Here is a 15,846-nt window from a genome sequence, read left to right as displayed (position 1 = left end):
TCCGCCGCTAACGTCTTAGAAGCAAGCTTCTAAGACGTTCGCTCGACTTGCATGTATTAGGCACGCCGCCAGCGTTCATCCTGAGCCAGGATCAAACTCTCCGAAGAAATGTTTGACTTGCTCAATTAAAAAAATAAAATTTAACGTTGACGTTTACTATTTCGTTCAGTTTTCAAAGAACTCTTGTCTTAAGGCGACTTTCTTATCTTACCACCTTAAGAATAACTTGTCAACAACTTTTTTCATTAAGTTATTTTCTAGTTATTTTTTATTGATGTCTTAGCGACGTATATAAATATACCACCTGTTAACTTGTTGGTCAATAACTTTTCCAAAAAAAATAAAAGTTTTCTCGAAAAGATTCCAGAAAACTTTTATTTTGGATATTCCTCCAAATTATAATATGAAATTATTAATAACAAGTAAAGCAGCTATTCCTGGAATACCTAAAATAGCTGAAACAATGGCTGTAGGGAAATTAATAGGGATATGAATGCCGAACTGTACGCCAAAGATGTTAATAAAGAAAAGCAGCAGAACGCCAATAATAAGCTTAATCGATAAATTTCCAATGACTCGAAGCATTTTTCCAACACCACCTGTTACTAAGAGTAGAATGATTAGCCCTATTAAAAAAGACACAACTACAATGGGATGATTTAGCATGTTACCTCCTTCTTAAAGCAGATAAGTTACCTTATATGTATGTCCAAGCATTCAAAAAAAGCACTATTTCACGGAGAGAAATCCTTATTTTATAAAGACAACAAAACAGGATGCCTCTATGACATCCTGTTAATTGAAATATTTCGATGCTTGGCTTCTTTTAATAGAAAAAGATACTTCATTTTGGCTAATCGAATATCTACCATTACCTCTTCTGAAGGATCTACACTTCTTTCTACCATTGAAGTTTTGTGACTCCATTCATGCTTTACTTGCATGAAAGTCTTCACAAATTCATCATCGTACTCTTTGCGTAACCAACCTTTTCTTTTAAAAAACATATGCAAGTACCTCGTTATACTTCTCTTCTACCTTCTAGGGCTTTAGATAATGTCACTTCATCTGCGTACTCAAGGTCTCCTCCAACGGGTAACCCGTGAGCAATTCTAGTAATTTTAATTCCTGTCGGCTTTAAGAGCCTAGAGATATACATAGCCGTAGCTTCACCCTCTATATTCGGGTTAGTAGCTAAAATCACTTCTTGAATCTCATCATCTTGAAGTCTTTTTAATAACTCAGGTACTTTGATATCTTCAGGCCCTATTCCTTCCATAGGTGAAATTGCGCCATGCAGGACATGATACAAGCCGTTATATTCTTTCATTTTCTCCATTGCAATGACATCTTTAGGGTCTTGCACGACACATACCACACTTCGCTCCCTGCGCTGATCTTGACAAATGTAGCAAGGATCTTGATCTGTGATATGCCCACAAACTGAACAATAGGTTAAATTTCGCTTCGCATTGACTAACGCTTTTGCAAAATCTAATACTGTATCTTCTTTCATAGATAAAACAAAGAATGCTAAGCGAACAGCTGTTTTTGGACCAATGCCGGGTAACTTCATAAAACTATCTATAAGCTTTGATATTGGTTCTGGATAATGCACGTGGCAACCACCTTATTAAAGTCCTGGAATATTTAAACCTTTTGTAAATTGACCCATTGTGTTATTTGTTAAATCATCCATTTGTTTCAATGCGTCATTTGTTGCTGCTAATACTAAATCTTGTAGCATTTCAATATCTTCAGGATCTACTACATCCTCTTTAATATTTACATCAATTACTTGTTTCTGACCGTTAACCACAACTGTTACCATTCCACCGCCAGCTGTACCTTCAACAGTTTTTTCAGCTAACTCTTCCTGCGCTTTTTGCATATCTTTTTGCATTTTTTGCATTTGTTTCATCATTTTTTGCATATTGCCCATGCCTTTCATCATATGAACATTCCTCCTAAATTTACTCTTGAATTTCGATTAAGTCTTCTCCAAATAGCTTTTTCGCTTCTGCAACCACAGGGTCTTCCTCCTGTGGTTGATCTGATGATCCATCACTTTGCTGTCCTTGAAGAAACTCTTCTCTTACTTTATCCCATTCGCTTTCTGGAATTGCAACCATTTCACGCTTGCTGCCAATTAAAGTATATAAGATATTCTCTAAATTATCACGTACATTGTTGTTATTTTCAGAAGCCATTTTGCAATGAATTTCATATTTAAATTTAAGTATAAATGATTGATCTGAAGAAGCAACCGGTTCACTGTTAGATAACAAAGCTGCATGTGAAGCTTTATTTTGTTGTTTCAATGTGTCTAACACTTGAGCCCAAGATCGCTTAATCGTTTCTAAATTCTGCCGAGTGGCATTTTTTAAAACTTCATTTACTTTCCCAACAGGCGTTTTGTACTGACTTCTTGACTGTCTTGTCTGTTTTTTTTCTGTTTGTGCTGCCTGAGCTGTATGATCAACTTGAATCCCTTTTTCTTTTAGCTGCTGCAGTTCTGCTTCCATCTGATTCATTTTCTGCAAAATGTCTTGATACGGAAGAGCACCCTCTTGATTTGTAGAACTTTGAGCTAATTTTACTAAAGCTACTTCAAGTAACACTCGAGGATGATTGCTCCATTTCATCTCTTGCTGGGTTTGGTTTAATTCAGCAATGACTTTATAAATAAAGGCACTATCCATTTTTGAACTAAGTTCTTTAAACTCTTCGTTAACCGCTGCTTTTTCAAGTAAATATGCATTTTCTTCAGAAGCTTGATAAAGCAGAACATCACGGTAATAGAAGATGAGGTCCTCTACAAACCTCGCTGGATCTTTTCCGTTTTTTATCAAACTTTCAACAGAGTCTAGCGCATCTACAATGTTTTCATTAAAGATAGCTTGAACGATCTTCACAATAAAAGCCTGTGATACTGCTCCTGTTATGGATAGAACATCCTCTAAGCTCACCTTCTCCGTACTATACGAGATGGCTTGGTCTAAAAGACTAAGTGCATCACGCATGCCGCCTTCTGAAGCTTTCGCAATTTCGTAAAGAGCATCCTCGCTTACTTCTAGCTCTTCAGAACCTAATACTTCTTTCATTCGATATACGATATCTTCTGGCGAAATGCGCTTGAAATCAAAGCGCTGACATCTAGAGATAATCGTTAATGGAATTTTATGCGGCTCTGTTGTAGCTAAAATAAAGATGACATGTGCAGGAGGTTCTTCTAACGTTTTTAACAAAGCGTTAAAAGCTCCAATTGAAAGCATATGAACTTCATCAATAATGTACACTTTGTATCGAACAGCACTAGGTGCATATTTTACTTTATCACGGATATCTCGAATTTCATCGACTCCATTATTAGAAGCTGCATCAATTTCAATTACATCAGAAATGGAACCATCAGTAATTCCTCGACAGGTTGCACATTCATTACAGGGTTCAGCAACGGGTGCTTTTTCACAGTTAACGGCTTTCGCTAAAATTTTAGCAGCAGTTGTCTTTCCTGTCCCTCGAGGCCCAGAAAATAAATACGCATGCGAAAATTTTTCTTGGACAAGGGCATTTTGAAGTGTTTTGATAATATGTTGTTGACCGACTACGTCGTTAAAGCTTTGAGGACGGTATACACGGTACAGAGCCTGATATGCCACTACATCCTCTCCTTTTAATATAATTCATTAGTTATCATTATAGCGTATTATGAGGTTTTTTTTCAAAATAGTGAGAGATAAAATAAAAAGCCTACTCCAACAGAGTAGACTAAACTTATGTATATAACTGCCGTGCACCTTCCGTCGATTAGCCACCCCAGGCGTTACTTAAGCAGTTAGCTCGGTTCAGGCGACCCCATGGCACATGAGAGGTTCTGCTTACTGCTGCTTCCTTCCGGACCTGACAGGGTTCACAGATTCCCATTGCATAGGACCCAAACGTCAACACCACTTACTTAAGGCAAGACCCTAAGATGAGCTAACCTCAAGAAGGAATTCGGCCTCGCTAGAGCGGATTGCGAGTACAGGGCACCGCTACCTCCCCGCTTAGCACGGCAAAGTTGAAACCAATAGTTTGGGCATCAAGTTGATGCATTTACAAGTATACGTCTTTTCATTCAAAAATGCAACCGCTATAGAAAACTTACTTTTTTAGCGCTATTTTCCAGCCTTTTTTCGTTGACGTAACTCACGGAAGAAGGTCGTTAAGAGACTTCCGCATTCTTCTTCTAGCGTACCTCCTACTACTTCTGCTTGATGATTAAACTTTTCAAATTCCAATAAGTTTAACAATGTTCCCGCGCAGCCACCTTTAGGATCATAAGCGCCAAACACAACTCTTTTCACTCTTGATAATACAATAGCACCTGCACACATCGGACATGGTTCTAAGGTGACATATAACGTAGCGTCTTCCAATCTCCATGTCCCTAGTTTCTTACACGCTTCATCAATAGCTAAAAGTTCCGCATGAGCAACTGATCGCTGTTCTGTTTCTCGTAAGTTGTAAGCTGAAGCAATCACCTCATCATTTTGAACAATAACCGCTCCAATCGGAACTTCTAATTTATCTTTGGCTTTTAATGCTTCATCGATTGCCAACCTCATATACTTTTCATCATTTAACACTTTTTATCCAACCTTACATATTATATTTTTTCTGAGTCAAACTACTTACTATGTACATTAGGAAAAGGAGAGACCGTGTGTGAAGAACGCTAAAACTGCTTTAATTATTATTGATATGCTAAACGATTTTCAATTTAAAAACGGCAAAGTACTTGCTGAAAAATCTTTAACAATTGCTCAAAACATCGCCAAATTAAAACAGTATGCCTCGTCTCAACAAATCCCTATTATCTATGTCAATGACCACTATAAGCTATGGCAAGCAAACTTAGAAACCATTTTAACCCACTGTACAAATGAGATAAGTTCACCCGTTCTACATCACATTTCACCACAAAATGCTGATTACTTTTTAATTAAACCAAAGCATTCTATCTTCTATGGCACAGCTTTAAATATTTTGCTATCACAGCTCGATGTGCATACACTTATTTTAACAGGAATTGCGGGAAATATATGCGTACTTTTTTCAGCTAACGATGCTTATATGCGTGAGTATAACTTAATTGTTCCTGAAGATTGTATTGCTTCAAACGCAAATGAAGACAATATCTTTGCTTTGAGAATGATGCATAACGTATTAAATGCTCGTATTTGCAAACATACTGAGTTGATGAATTAAGTAAAAAGCCTTCTCATATGATGAAAGTAAGTCATATGAAATGGAGGCTTTTTATTATGCAAATTTACACTGTTAAAGCAGGAGACAGTATATATAGTATTGCAAAACAGTTTCGCATTGAAGCAGGAAAAATTATAAGAGCAAATGAATTACCTAATCCAAATCAACTCGTCATCGGCCAATCTATGGTTATTCCAATCAATGGTACTTACTACACAGTAAAATCTGGGGACACTATATGGAAGATAGGAAGAAAATTAGGCGTTAGCTATCAGGCTATTGCCAATGCAAACAATGTTTCAGTTACAGCACCCTTAACACCTGGCCGCCGCATTTTAATTCCTCCTTCCCCAAACAAAAGAAACGGTGAGTTTTTAGGGTATGTTGAAACAAGCAATCGAAAAATCACGCCTCAAACAGAAGAAATGATTAATCAAAATGCAAAATACCTTACCTATCTCGGACCAGCGAACTTCGAAGTGCAAAAAGACGGTTCGCTAAAGGCACCTCCACTCAATAATTTAGGTTCTATTGCTAAAGAAAATGACGTTATTTTCTTAATGGTATTAGCTAATATTGAAAATGGCGCATTCAGTGACGAAGTCGGCCGAGCAATTTTAAATAATAAAGACGTTCAAGATACGCTCTTAAACAATATTGTAAAAGCAGCGAAAGAACAAAGTTTCAGAGACATTCACTTTGACTTCGAATTTTTGCGTCCGGCAGATAAAGAAGCCTATATTGCTTTTTTACAGAAAGCAAAAAAGCGTCTTCAAGATGAGCAACTTCTTATGTCTGTCGCTTTAGCTCCGAAGACAAGTCGGGATCAAAAAGGCAAATGGTATGAAGCACATGATTATAAAGCCATTGGAGAGATTGCTAACTTCGTTGTTCCGATGACATATGAATGGGGATATAGCGGCGGGCCTCCCATGGCCGTTTCTCCTATTGGTCCCGTACGTGATGTTCTAGAATATGCAGTATCTGAAATACCTAGTTCAAAAATTATCATGGGCCAAAACCTATACGGTTACGATTGGACACTTCCTTACAAGCCAGGAGGAGAATATGCCAAAGCTATTAGTCCTCAACGAGCTATTGAGTTGGCAGCTCGATATAAAGTAGCTATTCAATACGACAATAAAGCACAAGCTCCTTTCTTCCGGTATAAAGATGAACAGCAGCGTACCCACGAAGTATGGTTTGAAGACGCTAGGTCTATTCAAGCCAAGTTTGATTTAATTAAAGAATTAAAACTTAGAGGAATGGCCTACTGGAAACTAGGCTTAGATTTCCCGCAAAACTGGCTCTTGATTGAAGACAACTTCAAAATTACAAAAAGACTGACACAGCAATAAATAGGGAAAGCTTACTGTTAACAGTAGGCTTTTTGTTATTCTTCTTGCTGAAAGAAATTTCTTTTCCCCTTATTCTCCTTCTCTATGTTAAAATATTTTTTGTCTGTTTTTTTTGAACGAGTGGTCATGAAGGAGGCAAATGAATGCAAGGCACACCTTTTATTTCAGTAGAAGGACCCATCGGTGTCGGAAAAACCTCTTTAGCTAAAGAGATTGCGCAAGCATTTCAATTCGAACTTTTAAAAGAAATCGTAGATGAAAATCCATTTCTCGGGAAATTTTATGAGAACATCGAAGAGTGGAGTTTTCAAACAGAAATGTTTTTTCTATGCAATCGATACAAGCAGTTGGAGGATATTCAAAAAGGGTTCTTATCTTATAAAAAACCTGTTGTAGCAGATTATCATATTATGAAAAACATGATTTTCGCTGAGCAAACGTTAAAAGATGAACAGTATAAAAAGTATGTACAAATTTTCCACATCTTAACGGCTGATATGCCAGCTCCGAATATTATTATTTATTTAAATGCAAGTTTAGATACTTTGTTAAAGCGCATTAAAATGCGAGGAAGAGAAATTGAACGAAACATCGATCCTCATTACCTTGCGAGGCTAAGTGATGATTATGAAAAAGCTATGACGGCGTTTGAACAAAATAACCCTAATGTAACTATTTTGCGTTACAACGGTGATGAAATAGATTTTGTACAAAATAAACAACACTTAAATAGAATCTTATCAGAGGTTCAAGAGAGTATGTTAAAAAGGAGTATGTAATGATAAACTTACGATCGAAATACAACATTCCTAATGATGCTGTGTTGACGATAGCGGGTACAGTTGGAGTTGGGAAATCTACGATGACTCAATCATTGGCTGATGCTCTCCAATTTCGCACATCGTTTGAAAAAGTAGATTCCAACCCTTACCTAGACAAATTTTATGGGGATTTTGAACGTTGGAGCTTTCACCTACAAGTATATTTTCTAGCGGAACGCTTTAAAGAACAAAAGAAAATTTTTGAGTATGGCGGCGGCTTCATCCAAGACAGATCTATTTACGAAGATACTGGTATCTTTGCTAAGATGCATTTTGAAAAAGGAACTATGTCCAAAGTAGACTATGAGACATATACAAGTTTGTTCGATGCAATGGTTATGACTCCATATTTCCCTCATCCGGACCTACTAATTTATTTAGAGGGCAGCTTTGAAGATATTGTAGACCGCATTCAAGAAAGAGGGCGACCAATGGAACAACAAACGCCGCTTGATTATTGGAAAGAGATGCACGCCCGATATGAAGATTGGATTAATAACTTTACGGCTTGCCCTATTCTTCGTTTAGATATTAGAGAATATGACCTTATCAAGGATCCTGATTCAATTGAATCAATTGTTGAAAAAGTTGGTCGCTTTTTACAACATAATGAAAAGTTAAAACGTCGTCATCTATAAAAAAATGCCGCTTTATCTATTAAAGCGGCATTTTTAACAAATAAAAAACCGTTACTTATAAGTAACGGTTTTCCAATCTCCAATTTATCGCGCTATGTTAATTGCATTATAAGTCAAATATGGCGGAGGAAGAGGGATTCGAACCCCCGCGGGCTTTAACACCCCTGTCGGTTTTCAAGACCGATCCCTTCAGCCGGACTTGGGTATTCCTCCGTATCGACAAGTATTAATTTATCATATACAAATCGTGAAGTCAACTCTTTTATTAATTTTTTTCAAAAGATGCTCATTAAGAATTACCTTAATGAACATCTTCTACTTTTATTTAGAAATAAATTCTTTGTTTCCCATATATGGACGCAGCACTTCTGGAATTTGAATTGATCCATCTTCCTGCTGGTAGTTTTCTAAAATTGCAGCTACCGTACGGCCAATTGCCAAGCCAGAACCGTTTAGTGTATGAACATGTTCTGATTTTGCTTTTGTATCGCGTCGGAAGCGAATATTAGCACGGCGAGCTTGGAAGCTTTCAAAGTTTGAACAAGAAGAAATTTCACGGTACGTTTCATAACTTGGAATCCAAACTTCAATATCATACTTTTTGGCTGCTGTGAAACCTAAATCAGCTGTACACATGCTTAGAACTCGGTAAGGTAAACCTAATAGTTGAAGAACCTTTTCAGCATGGCCCGTTAATTTTTCTAATTCATCATAAGAATCTTCTGGCTTAACAAAGCGAACAAGCTCTACTTTATTAAACTGATGCTGACGAATAAGACCACGTGTATCTCTTCCTGCAGAGCCTGCTTCTGAGCGGAAGCAAGCACTATACGCTGTATAAGCAATTGGAAGCTGGTCTCCGTTTAAAATTTCATCACGATGTAAATTTGTAACTGGTACTTCAGCTGTAGGAATTAAGAAATAATCTTCTTCTTTAATTTTGAATGCATCCTCTTCAAATTTAGGAAGTTGCCCTGTTCCTGTCATGCTCATACGATTTACCATATATGGAGGAAGAATTTCTTCATAACCATGCTCATCCATATGTAAATCCATCATAAAGTTAATAAGAGCACGTTCTAACCTTGCACCTAAACCTTTATAAAATACAAAGCGACTTCCCGTTACTTTCGAAGCTCTTTCAAAATCTAAAATATTTAAATCTGTTCCTAAATCCCAATGCGGTTTTGGTTCAAAATTAAATTGTTTAATTTCTCCCCATTTACGAACTTCTACGTTATCATCTTCAGTTTCACCTACAGGCGTACTTTCATGTGGAACGTTAGGAATTGAAAGCAACAATAGTTCTAACTCTTCTTCAACGCTGCGAAGCTCTTCATCCAATTGCTTTACGCGGTCTCCTACTTTACGCATTTCAACGATTAAATGATCAGCATCTTGTTTTTCACGCTTCAATTGTGCAATTTGCTGTGATACTTCATTTCGCTTGCTTTTTAACTCTTCTGTTTGAGCAATTAGCTCACGACGTTTTGCATCTAACTCTTCAAAGCGACCTAAGTCCGTTAAGTCTTCCCCACGAAACTTTAGCTTTTCTTTTACTTCGTTAAAATTAGCACGTAAAAATTTTAAATCTAACATACTTAGTACCTCCTTTAGTATAAAAGGGCAAAATAAAAACTCTCATCCCCATGAAAGGGACGAGAGTTTACCCGCGTTGCCACCCTAATTGAAAGCTAAAATAAGCCTTCCTCTTAAACCAGATAACGGATGAACCGAAACTGCCTACTACTTTTTCGACAGCTTGCTCCAGGACGGATTCATAAGAATTGATTATCGATTCACACCAGCCATCGACTCTCTTGAAATCAAAAATCTTATTACTATTTCCTATCAACGCTTTATACCAATATCATTTTTAATAATCATAATGTACTACAAGTCTTTACAAGATGCAATTCATTTATACAGGTTTTTTTGAAGCTTCTTCAACCATTGCTACAAAATACTGAGCCATTCGAGCATCATCTGTTAATTCTGGATGAAACGAACACCCCAAGAATTGACCTTGTCTCGCTGCAACAATTCGGTCGTTATGCATTGCTAAGACTTCAACGTTTTCTCCTACTTCCACAATATGCGGAGCACGGATAAATACGCCTATAAAATCTTCACCAATATCTTTAATGTTTAGGGCAGCTTCAAAGCTATCCCGTTGACGCCCAAATGAGTTGCGAGCTACCGTAATATCCATAACACCTAAATGGGGCTCTTCACGGTCAACGACTTGTCCTGCAAGTAAAATTAAACCCGCACACGTACCAAACACCGGTTTACCTGCTTGTGCAAACTGGCGAAGAGGTTCCATAAAGTCATACTTGTCGATCAGACGACGCATCGCTGTGCTTTCGCCGCCCGGTAGGATTAAACCATCTACTTTATCTAGCTGTTCAACTTTTTTAATGATAATGGCTTCGGCGCCTGCTGCTTCTAATGCTTGTGCATGCTCGCGAAAGGCACCTTGTAACCCTAATACGCCTACTTTTACCATTTTGTCAAAACTCCCTTTAAATTACCACCCACGCTCTTGCATGCGGTTTTCTGGTAATAATGATGAAATTTCAATCCCTTTCATTGCACTTCCTAATCCTTTTGACAAGTTTGCAATGAGTTCATAGTCTTGATAATGTGTTGTTGCTTCGACGATTGCACGAGCAAATTTTTCAGGGTTGTCTGATTTAAAGATTCCTGAACCAACGAACACACCGTCTGCTCCAAGTTGCATCATTAACGCGGCATCAGCTGGTGTTGCTACACCGCCTGCTGCAAAGTTTACAACCGGTAAGCGGCCTTCACGTTTAATTTGCAGTAATAACTCATAAGGCGCACCTAATAGTTTTGCCTCTGTCATTAACTCATCTTCGTCCATGCCCACAACTTTACGTACTTGAGCGTTTACTTGGCGCATATGACGCACTGCTTCCACGATGTTTCCTGTCCCTGGTTCGCCTTTTGTACGAAGCATTGCTGCTCCTTCAGCAATACGACGAGATGCTTCGCCAAGATCACGACAACCGCACACAAATGGAACCGTAAATGTATTTTTATTTAAATGAAACTCCTCATCAGCTGGAGTCAACACTTCACTTTCATCGATGTAGTCTACCCCCATCGCTTCTAGCACGCGTGCTTCAACAATATGGCCAATACGAGCTTTTGCCATAACTGGAATGGACACAGCATTCATCACTTCTTCAACAATTGTTGGGTCTGCCATACGAGACACGCCGCCTGCTGCACGGATATCAGCTGGAACACGCTCTAATGCCATAACGGCAACAGCACCTGCTGCTTCTGCAATTTTTGCTTGTTCTGCATTGATAACGTCCATGATAACGCCACCTTTTTGCATTTCCGCCATTCCTCGTTTTACACGATCAGTACCTGTAATGTTATTCATGTTTGTCTTCCTCCTGTATCAAGTGTTTCACAATAATTTTTAGTGTATATACAAAATTCAAAACTTAGTGTCTATTCTACCGCATTTTTCGGAAAATTCCTATCTAATTTATAGATTATATAGAAACAAATCTAAAAATAAAAAAAGAGATACTCTCTTGTAGTATCTCTTCTTTCTCTTGAGTTATCATTAAAACCAGTTATTCACTGTATTTGCAGCATTCATCCAAATATTGCTAAAGAAGTTACCGATGCTGCGGGTAGCTAGAGAGAACCATCCAGCTTTTTCAACAGATTCGTTTGTCACAACCGGCGTCATGCTATCTGTAGTTTGGCCTCCTACATAGCCTAGATCTTTGAGATTGCTGTTTGTTGCACTAACATAAGCAACCATTTCTCCTTTTTTAATAGGAGCTACAACTTTTTGATCGTTCACAACTTTATCGTTTAACTTAAAGTTGATTTTAGTATGATCTTTTTGACCTTTTTCGGTAATAATCTTTACCGAATCTTTTGGAGAAACGGAAGCTTCTTTTGATTTTCCTTTAGCAATGTCAATTGTTTCGTGCCCTTTAATCTCGCCGTTAGCAGGCACTACTTCTTTTAACTGAAAATGACTAAAAGCGTAATCTAATATCTTTTTCGTTTGGGAAAAACGAGCAGCTTCCGTAGACTTGCCGTTTTCCTTAGCATTCATTACAACTGTTATGTATCTTACCCCGTTACGCTCTGCAGTCCCAGTGAAACATTGACCTGCAAAATCTGTATGGCCAGTTTTTAAGCCGTCCACGCCGCTGTATGCAGCTGAAAAACCAGGGAGCATCTTATTCCAATTGTTCATTTTTGTTTCGCCTTGTTGTCCTTGTCTAAACATCTTAGAAGGAGTTTTAGCTACTTCCAAAGATTCTGGATAATCATGAATTAAGTGATAAGCAAGAGTAGCAACTGCCCGAGCCGATAGAAGGTTCTCATCTTCTTCCTTCGTTCCTTTTGGATACATCCCTTTTAACAAGGAATTAGAAAGACCTGTAGAATTGACAAATTTTGATTCACCCATATTTAATTTTTTTGCCGTTTTATTCATTAACTTAATAAAACCTTCTTCAGAACCACTAACAGCTTCAGCTAAAGTAATGGCAGCTCCATTAGCTGAATAAATAGCCATGGCATCATATAATTCTTTTACCGTGTATTTTTGGTTTTCAATTAATGGTACATTTGATAATCCATAATCCTGAGAAATTTTAGCTGCATATTTACTAACTGGCACACGTTGATCCCAAGATAATTTCTTATCTTTTATGGATTCTAATACTAGGTATTCCGTCATCATTTTTGTCATGCTTGCAATACCTAATAAAGCATCCGTATTTTTCCCGTATAGCACTTTCCCCGTACTTGCCTCTACTAAAATGGCTGCATCTGCTTCAACCCCAATATCATCTGTTTTAGAAGCAGCTGATGCTTGTGTAGAGACAAAAAATACGCTGGCCATTAACATAACAGCAATGACACAAATTAATTGTTTCTGTAATGCGTTTCTCACTCTATACCCTCCAAACGTAAACTCACATAAATGTAATTTTATCATACTAAAATTTAAAAAAATAGATAAAGAAGTACTGTTACATTCATGATTAATGGCATAAAAAACACGTTTCCCTATTAGGGAAACGTGTTTTTCAAACATTCATGATTATCTCATAGAATAGTTAGGAGATTCTTTTGTAATTTGTACATCATGTGGGTGACTTTCTCTTAAACCTGCTCCAGTCATACGAATGAATTGTGCCTGTTCACGTAACGCTTCTAAGTTAGCTGCACCACAGTAACCCATTCCTGCGCGTAAACCGCCAATCATTTGATATAAAGTATCTGCTACAGGTCCTTTGTAAGGCAAACGGCCTTCAATACCTTCTGGAACTAATTTTTTATTATCTTCTTGGAAGTACCGATCTTTACTTCCTTTTTCCATAGCTCCTACAGAGCCCATTCCACGGTACACTTTAAAGCGTCTTCCTTGGTAGATTTCTGTTTCTCCAGGACTTTCTGTCGTTCCTGCTAGAAGGCTTCCTAGCATTACTGTATGTCCACCAGCTGCAAGTGCTTTTACGATATCTCCAGAGTACTTAATACCGCCATCTGCGATAATAGCTACACCGTGCTTACGAGCTTCAGTTGCACAGTCATATACTGCTGTAATTTGTGGAACGCCTACACCAGCTACAACACGAGTTGTACAAATTGAACCAGGTCCAATTCCTACTTTTACTACGTTTGCTCCAGCTTCAATTAATGCTTTTGTACCTTCAGCAGTTGCTACGTTACCAGCAATAATATTTAATTCTGGATATGCCTCGCGAATGCTGCGTACTGTATCTAAAACGCCTTGTGAATGTCCATGCGCTGTATCAATAACGATAACATCAACGCCAGCTTGTACTAATTTTTCGATACGAACATTTGAATCAGCTGTTACGCCAACAGCTGCTCCAACTAATAATCGACCTTGTTGATCCTTAGCTGCATTTGGAAACTCAATTACTTTTTCAATGTCTTTAATCGTGATAAGACCTTTTAATACGCCATTGTCATCTACAAGAGGTAACTTTTCAATTTTGTATTGCTGTAGAATTTTCTCTGCTTCTTCTAAAGTCGTTCCTACTGGAGCAGTAACTAATTCTTCTTTTGTCATTACATCAGCAATTTGCATTGAATAATCTTGGATGAAACGCAAATCACGGTTTGTAAGGATTCCAACTAGTTGTTGTTCTTCTTCGTTGTTGACAATTGGAACGCCTGAGATACGATATTTGCCCATTAAATGTTCAGCAGCAAACACTTGATTTTCAGGAGTTAAAAAGAAAGGATCCGTGATAACACCACTTTCAGAACGTTTTACTTTATCAACTTGTTCTGCTTGCTGTTCAATCGACATGTTTTTGTGAATGATACCTAAACCACCTTGTCTAGCCATCGCAATAGCCATTTCAGCTTCTGTAACTGTATCCATTCCTGCACTGATGAACGGCACCTTTAATTTTAATGTTTTTGTTAGTTCAACACTCATATCAACGTCTTTAGGTAATACCTCAGATTTTGCTGGCACCAGTAAAACGTCATCAAATGTTAAGCCTTCTTTAGAAAATTTGCTTTCCCACATTATAGAATCCTCCTTTTAACGACAGAATATTATTAGTAGATTAACAAGCAGATATGTACCTGTCAATAACTTCACTAGATATCAGATAATTCTAATAAAAAGAAAAGGTGATTTAGTTGCATAAATTTAATGATGTTTGGACGTCTTACAATTTATTTTTCTCCGTTCCTTTTGTACAAGACTTTTTAAAAAAGCGCTATCAAAAATTGAATTACAGCGATGCGGAGCAACATAGCTTTAAAAACAGTTACCCATTTATTTATTATTTGGAACACAGTAAAAATTATTATCAAGTTGCGGCACAATCTCCTGTATCAGTTCAACCAGTTTTATTATTTTATGGAATGTCACAGCTGTTAAAAGCATGTTTGTTAACACAAAACCCAGTATATCCAGAAAATACAGCGGTGTTAGCACATGGAGTATCAACACGAAAAAGAAAAAAACAAAGTTATGATTTTTTAGATGATGAAGTTAAGATCCAAAAAAGCGGTTTATTTTCACAAGTAGGAGAAGAATTGTTTCATGTGAAACAACTTGAAGGTAGTAAATATACAATGAATTACCTGTTGTCGTGTATACCTGAATTAGATCCATTATTTTCAAATTTAGGTGCTAGATCATTTTCCCATTTAACAACTATTGGATCGCTTTCAGCCAGCTCTTTGCCTATTCCTGAACAAGTTACACAATGTTATCATATGAATTATGAAAGGCTCTATTCATTTTTAAAAGAGCGTTCCCATCTGTCTTTGTCTCTGTCAGAAGACCAGGTATGTATTCTTGACCCTTTAAGCTGTTTATATAATTGTTCACCTTTTATGTATAATTTCCAAGATAACACATTGCATGCACCGTTGGAAAAAGATAGCTGTTTATATTTCCCTGAGATGTTGGCACATTACTTATTACTTTATAATTTAAGTATGATTTCACGTTATGAAACAGAGTGGTGGTATGAATTACTGCATACATACTCTTCGAAAGATTACCCATTTATCTTGAGGTTCCTTGAGGTTACGGCTCAAAAGATTCCTTACTTAATTTCTTGTTACTTAAATGAACATACAAAAAAAGACTAGCTAAAATAGCTAGTCTTTTTTCAAGAGCCTGGCAACGTCCTACTCTCACAGGGACAAAGTCCCAACTACCATTGGCGCTAAAGAGCTTAACTTCCGTGTTCGGTATGGGAACGG

The 15,846-nt window shown here is 37.4% G+C and carries 16 protein-coding genes, 1 tRNA gene, 2 rRNA genes, 1 other RNA gene and 1 other annotated feature; of the genes, 5 read left to right on the top strand and 15 right to left on the bottom strand.

Going from position 1 to position 15,846, the window contains the following annotated elements; translation table 11 throughout:
• The 8 genes from M3225_RS28355 to tadA form a co-directional block, all read right to left on the bottom strand.
• Positions 1–107, bottom strand: a 16S ribosomal RNA gene (locus M3225_RS28355); the annotation flags it as partial.
• Positions 108–396: 289 nt separating this feature from the next.
• Positions 397–666, bottom strand: coding sequence for a pro-sigmaK processing inhibitor BofA family protein (locus M3225_RS28350; RefSeq protein ID WP_251400632.1), 270 nt, complete (start codon positions 664–666; stop codon positions 397–399).
• Between the two features lie 116 nt (positions 667–782).
• Entirely contained in the window at positions 783–1,007 is a 225-nt protein-coding gene (locus tag M3225_RS28345) for a YaaL family protein (RefSeq protein WP_251400631.1), read from the bottom strand.
• Between the two features lie 14 nt (positions 1,008–1,021).
• Positions 1,022–1,618: a recombination mediator RecR gene (gene recR / locus M3225_RS28340; RefSeq protein ID WP_014461944.1), complete on the bottom strand. Its 597-nt coding sequence runs from the start codon at positions 1,616–1,618 to the stop codon at positions 1,022–1,024.
• A gap of 15 nt (positions 1,619–1,633) precedes the next feature.
• Positions 1,634–1,954, bottom strand: coding sequence for a YbaB/EbfC family nucleoid-associated protein (locus M3225_RS28335; RefSeq protein ID WP_013081327.1), 321 nt, complete (start codon positions 1,952–1,954; stop codon positions 1,634–1,636).
• Positions 1,955–1,973: 19 nt separating this feature from the next.
• Positions 1,974–3,662, bottom strand: a complete 1,689-nt coding sequence (dnaX, locus tag M3225_RS28330; RefSeq protein WP_251400630.1) for a DNA polymerase III subunit gamma/tau — start codon at positions 3,660–3,662, stop codon at positions 1,974–1,976.
• A gap of 130 nt (positions 3,663–3,792) precedes the next feature.
• Positions 3,793–4,058, bottom strand: an RNA gene (ffs, locus tag M3225_RS28325) — signal recognition particle sRNA large type.
• Between the two features lie 102 nt (positions 4,059–4,160).
• The gene (gene tadA, locus M3225_RS28320) at positions 4,161–4,631 is read right to left on the bottom strand and encodes a tRNA adenosine(34) deaminase TadA (RefSeq protein ID WP_251400625.1); all 471 of its coding nucleotides are present in this window, start codon (positions 4,629–4,631) and stop codon (positions 4,161–4,163) included.
• A gap of 79 nt (positions 4,632–4,710) precedes the next feature.
• Between tadA and M3225_RS28315 the strand changes: the two genes are divergently transcribed.
• The 4 genes from M3225_RS28315 (at position 4,711) to M3225_RS28300 (ending at position 8,070) form a co-directional block, all read left to right on the top strand.
• Positions 4,711–5,253 carry an isochorismatase family cysteine hydrolase gene (locus M3225_RS28315; RefSeq protein ID WP_251400623.1) on the top strand — a complete coding sequence of 181 codons (543 nt, stop codon included), beginning with the start codon at positions 4,711–4,713 and terminating at the stop codon, positions 5,251–5,253.
• A 56-nt stretch (positions 5,254–5,309) separates the two neighbouring features.
• The gene (locus M3225_RS28310; protein ID WP_251400622.1) at positions 5,310–6,611 is read left to right on the top strand and encodes a LysM peptidoglycan-binding domain-containing protein; all 1,302 of its coding nucleotides are present in this window, start codon (positions 5,310–5,312) and stop codon (positions 6,609–6,611) included.
• A 143-nt stretch (positions 6,612–6,754) separates the two neighbouring features.
• Entirely contained in the window at positions 6,755–7,390 is a 636-nt protein-coding gene (locus M3225_RS28305; RefSeq protein WP_251400620.1) for a deoxynucleoside kinase, read from the top strand.
• A gap of 2 nt (positions 7,391–7,392) precedes the next feature.
• Positions 7,393–8,070 (top strand): deoxynucleoside kinase, encoded by a 678-nt coding sequence (locus tag M3225_RS28300; protein WP_251400634.1) that lies wholly within the window; start codon positions 7,393–7,395, stop codon positions 8,068–8,070.
• 120 nt (positions 8,071–8,190) lie between these two features.
• Here M3225_RS28300 and M3225_RS28295 read toward each other — a convergent pair.
• The 6 genes from M3225_RS28295 to guaB all read right to left on the bottom strand — a co-directional run bounded on the left by M3225_RS28295 (position 8,191) and on the right by guaB (position 14,650).
• Positions 8,191–8,283, bottom strand: a tRNA-Ser gene (locus tag M3225_RS28295).
• Positions 8,284–8,391: 108 nt separating this feature from the next.
• The gene (gene serS, locus M3225_RS28290) at positions 8,392–9,669 is read right to left on the bottom strand and encodes a serine--tRNA ligase (RefSeq protein ID WP_251400619.1); all 1,278 of its coding nucleotides are present in this window, start codon (positions 9,667–9,669) and stop codon (positions 8,392–8,394) included.
• Between the two features lie 52 nt (positions 9,670–9,721).
• Positions 9,722–9,934 (bottom strand) — a binding site (T-box leader).
• Between the two features lie 57 nt (positions 9,935–9,991).
• Positions 9,992–10,579: a pyridoxal 5'-phosphate synthase glutaminase subunit PdxT gene (gene pdxT, locus M3225_RS28285; protein ID WP_251400617.1), complete on the bottom strand. Its 588-nt coding sequence runs from the start codon at positions 10,577–10,579 to the stop codon at positions 9,992–9,994.
• A 21-nt stretch (positions 10,580–10,600) separates the two neighbouring features.
• Complete coding sequence (gene pdxS / locus M3225_RS28280; RefSeq protein ID WP_013054829.1) at positions 10,601–11,488, bottom strand: pyridoxal 5'-phosphate synthase lyase subunit PdxS; 888 nt, start codon at positions 11,486–11,488, stop codon at positions 10,601–10,603.
• A 189-nt stretch (positions 11,489–11,677) separates the two neighbouring features.
• Entirely contained in the window at positions 11,678–13,033 is a 1,356-nt protein-coding gene (locus M3225_RS28275) for a serine hydrolase (protein ID WP_251400615.1), read from the bottom strand.
• A 150-nt stretch (positions 13,034–13,183) separates the two neighbouring features.
• Entirely contained in the window at positions 13,184–14,650 is a 1,467-nt protein-coding gene (guaB, locus tag M3225_RS28270; RefSeq protein WP_251400613.1) for an IMP dehydrogenase, read from the bottom strand.
• A 116-nt stretch (positions 14,651–14,766) separates the two neighbouring features.
• Between guaB and M3225_RS28265 the strand changes: the two genes are divergently transcribed.
• Positions 14,767–15,732 carry a YaaC family protein gene (locus M3225_RS28265; protein WP_251400606.1) on the top strand — a complete coding sequence of 322 codons (966 nt, stop codon included), beginning with the start codon at positions 14,767–14,769 and terminating at the stop codon, positions 15,730–15,732.
• Between the two features lie 26 nt (positions 15,733–15,758).
• On the opposite strand, the gene rrf is transcribed toward M3225_RS28265, so the two are convergent.
• Positions 15,759–15,846: ribosomal RNA gene (gene rrf / locus M3225_RS28260) — 5S ribosomal RNA — on the bottom strand; the annotation flags it as partial.

It is taken from the genome of Priestia aryabhattai (assembly GCF_023715685.1).
In the GTDB taxonomy this organism is placed as follows: Bacteria; Bacillota; Bacilli; order Bacillales; family Bacillaceae_H; genus Priestia; species Priestia aryabhattai_B.
The sequence above is the reverse complement of the archived record's forward strand: the minus strand, read 5'-3'. Positions and strand labels throughout refer to the sequence as shown.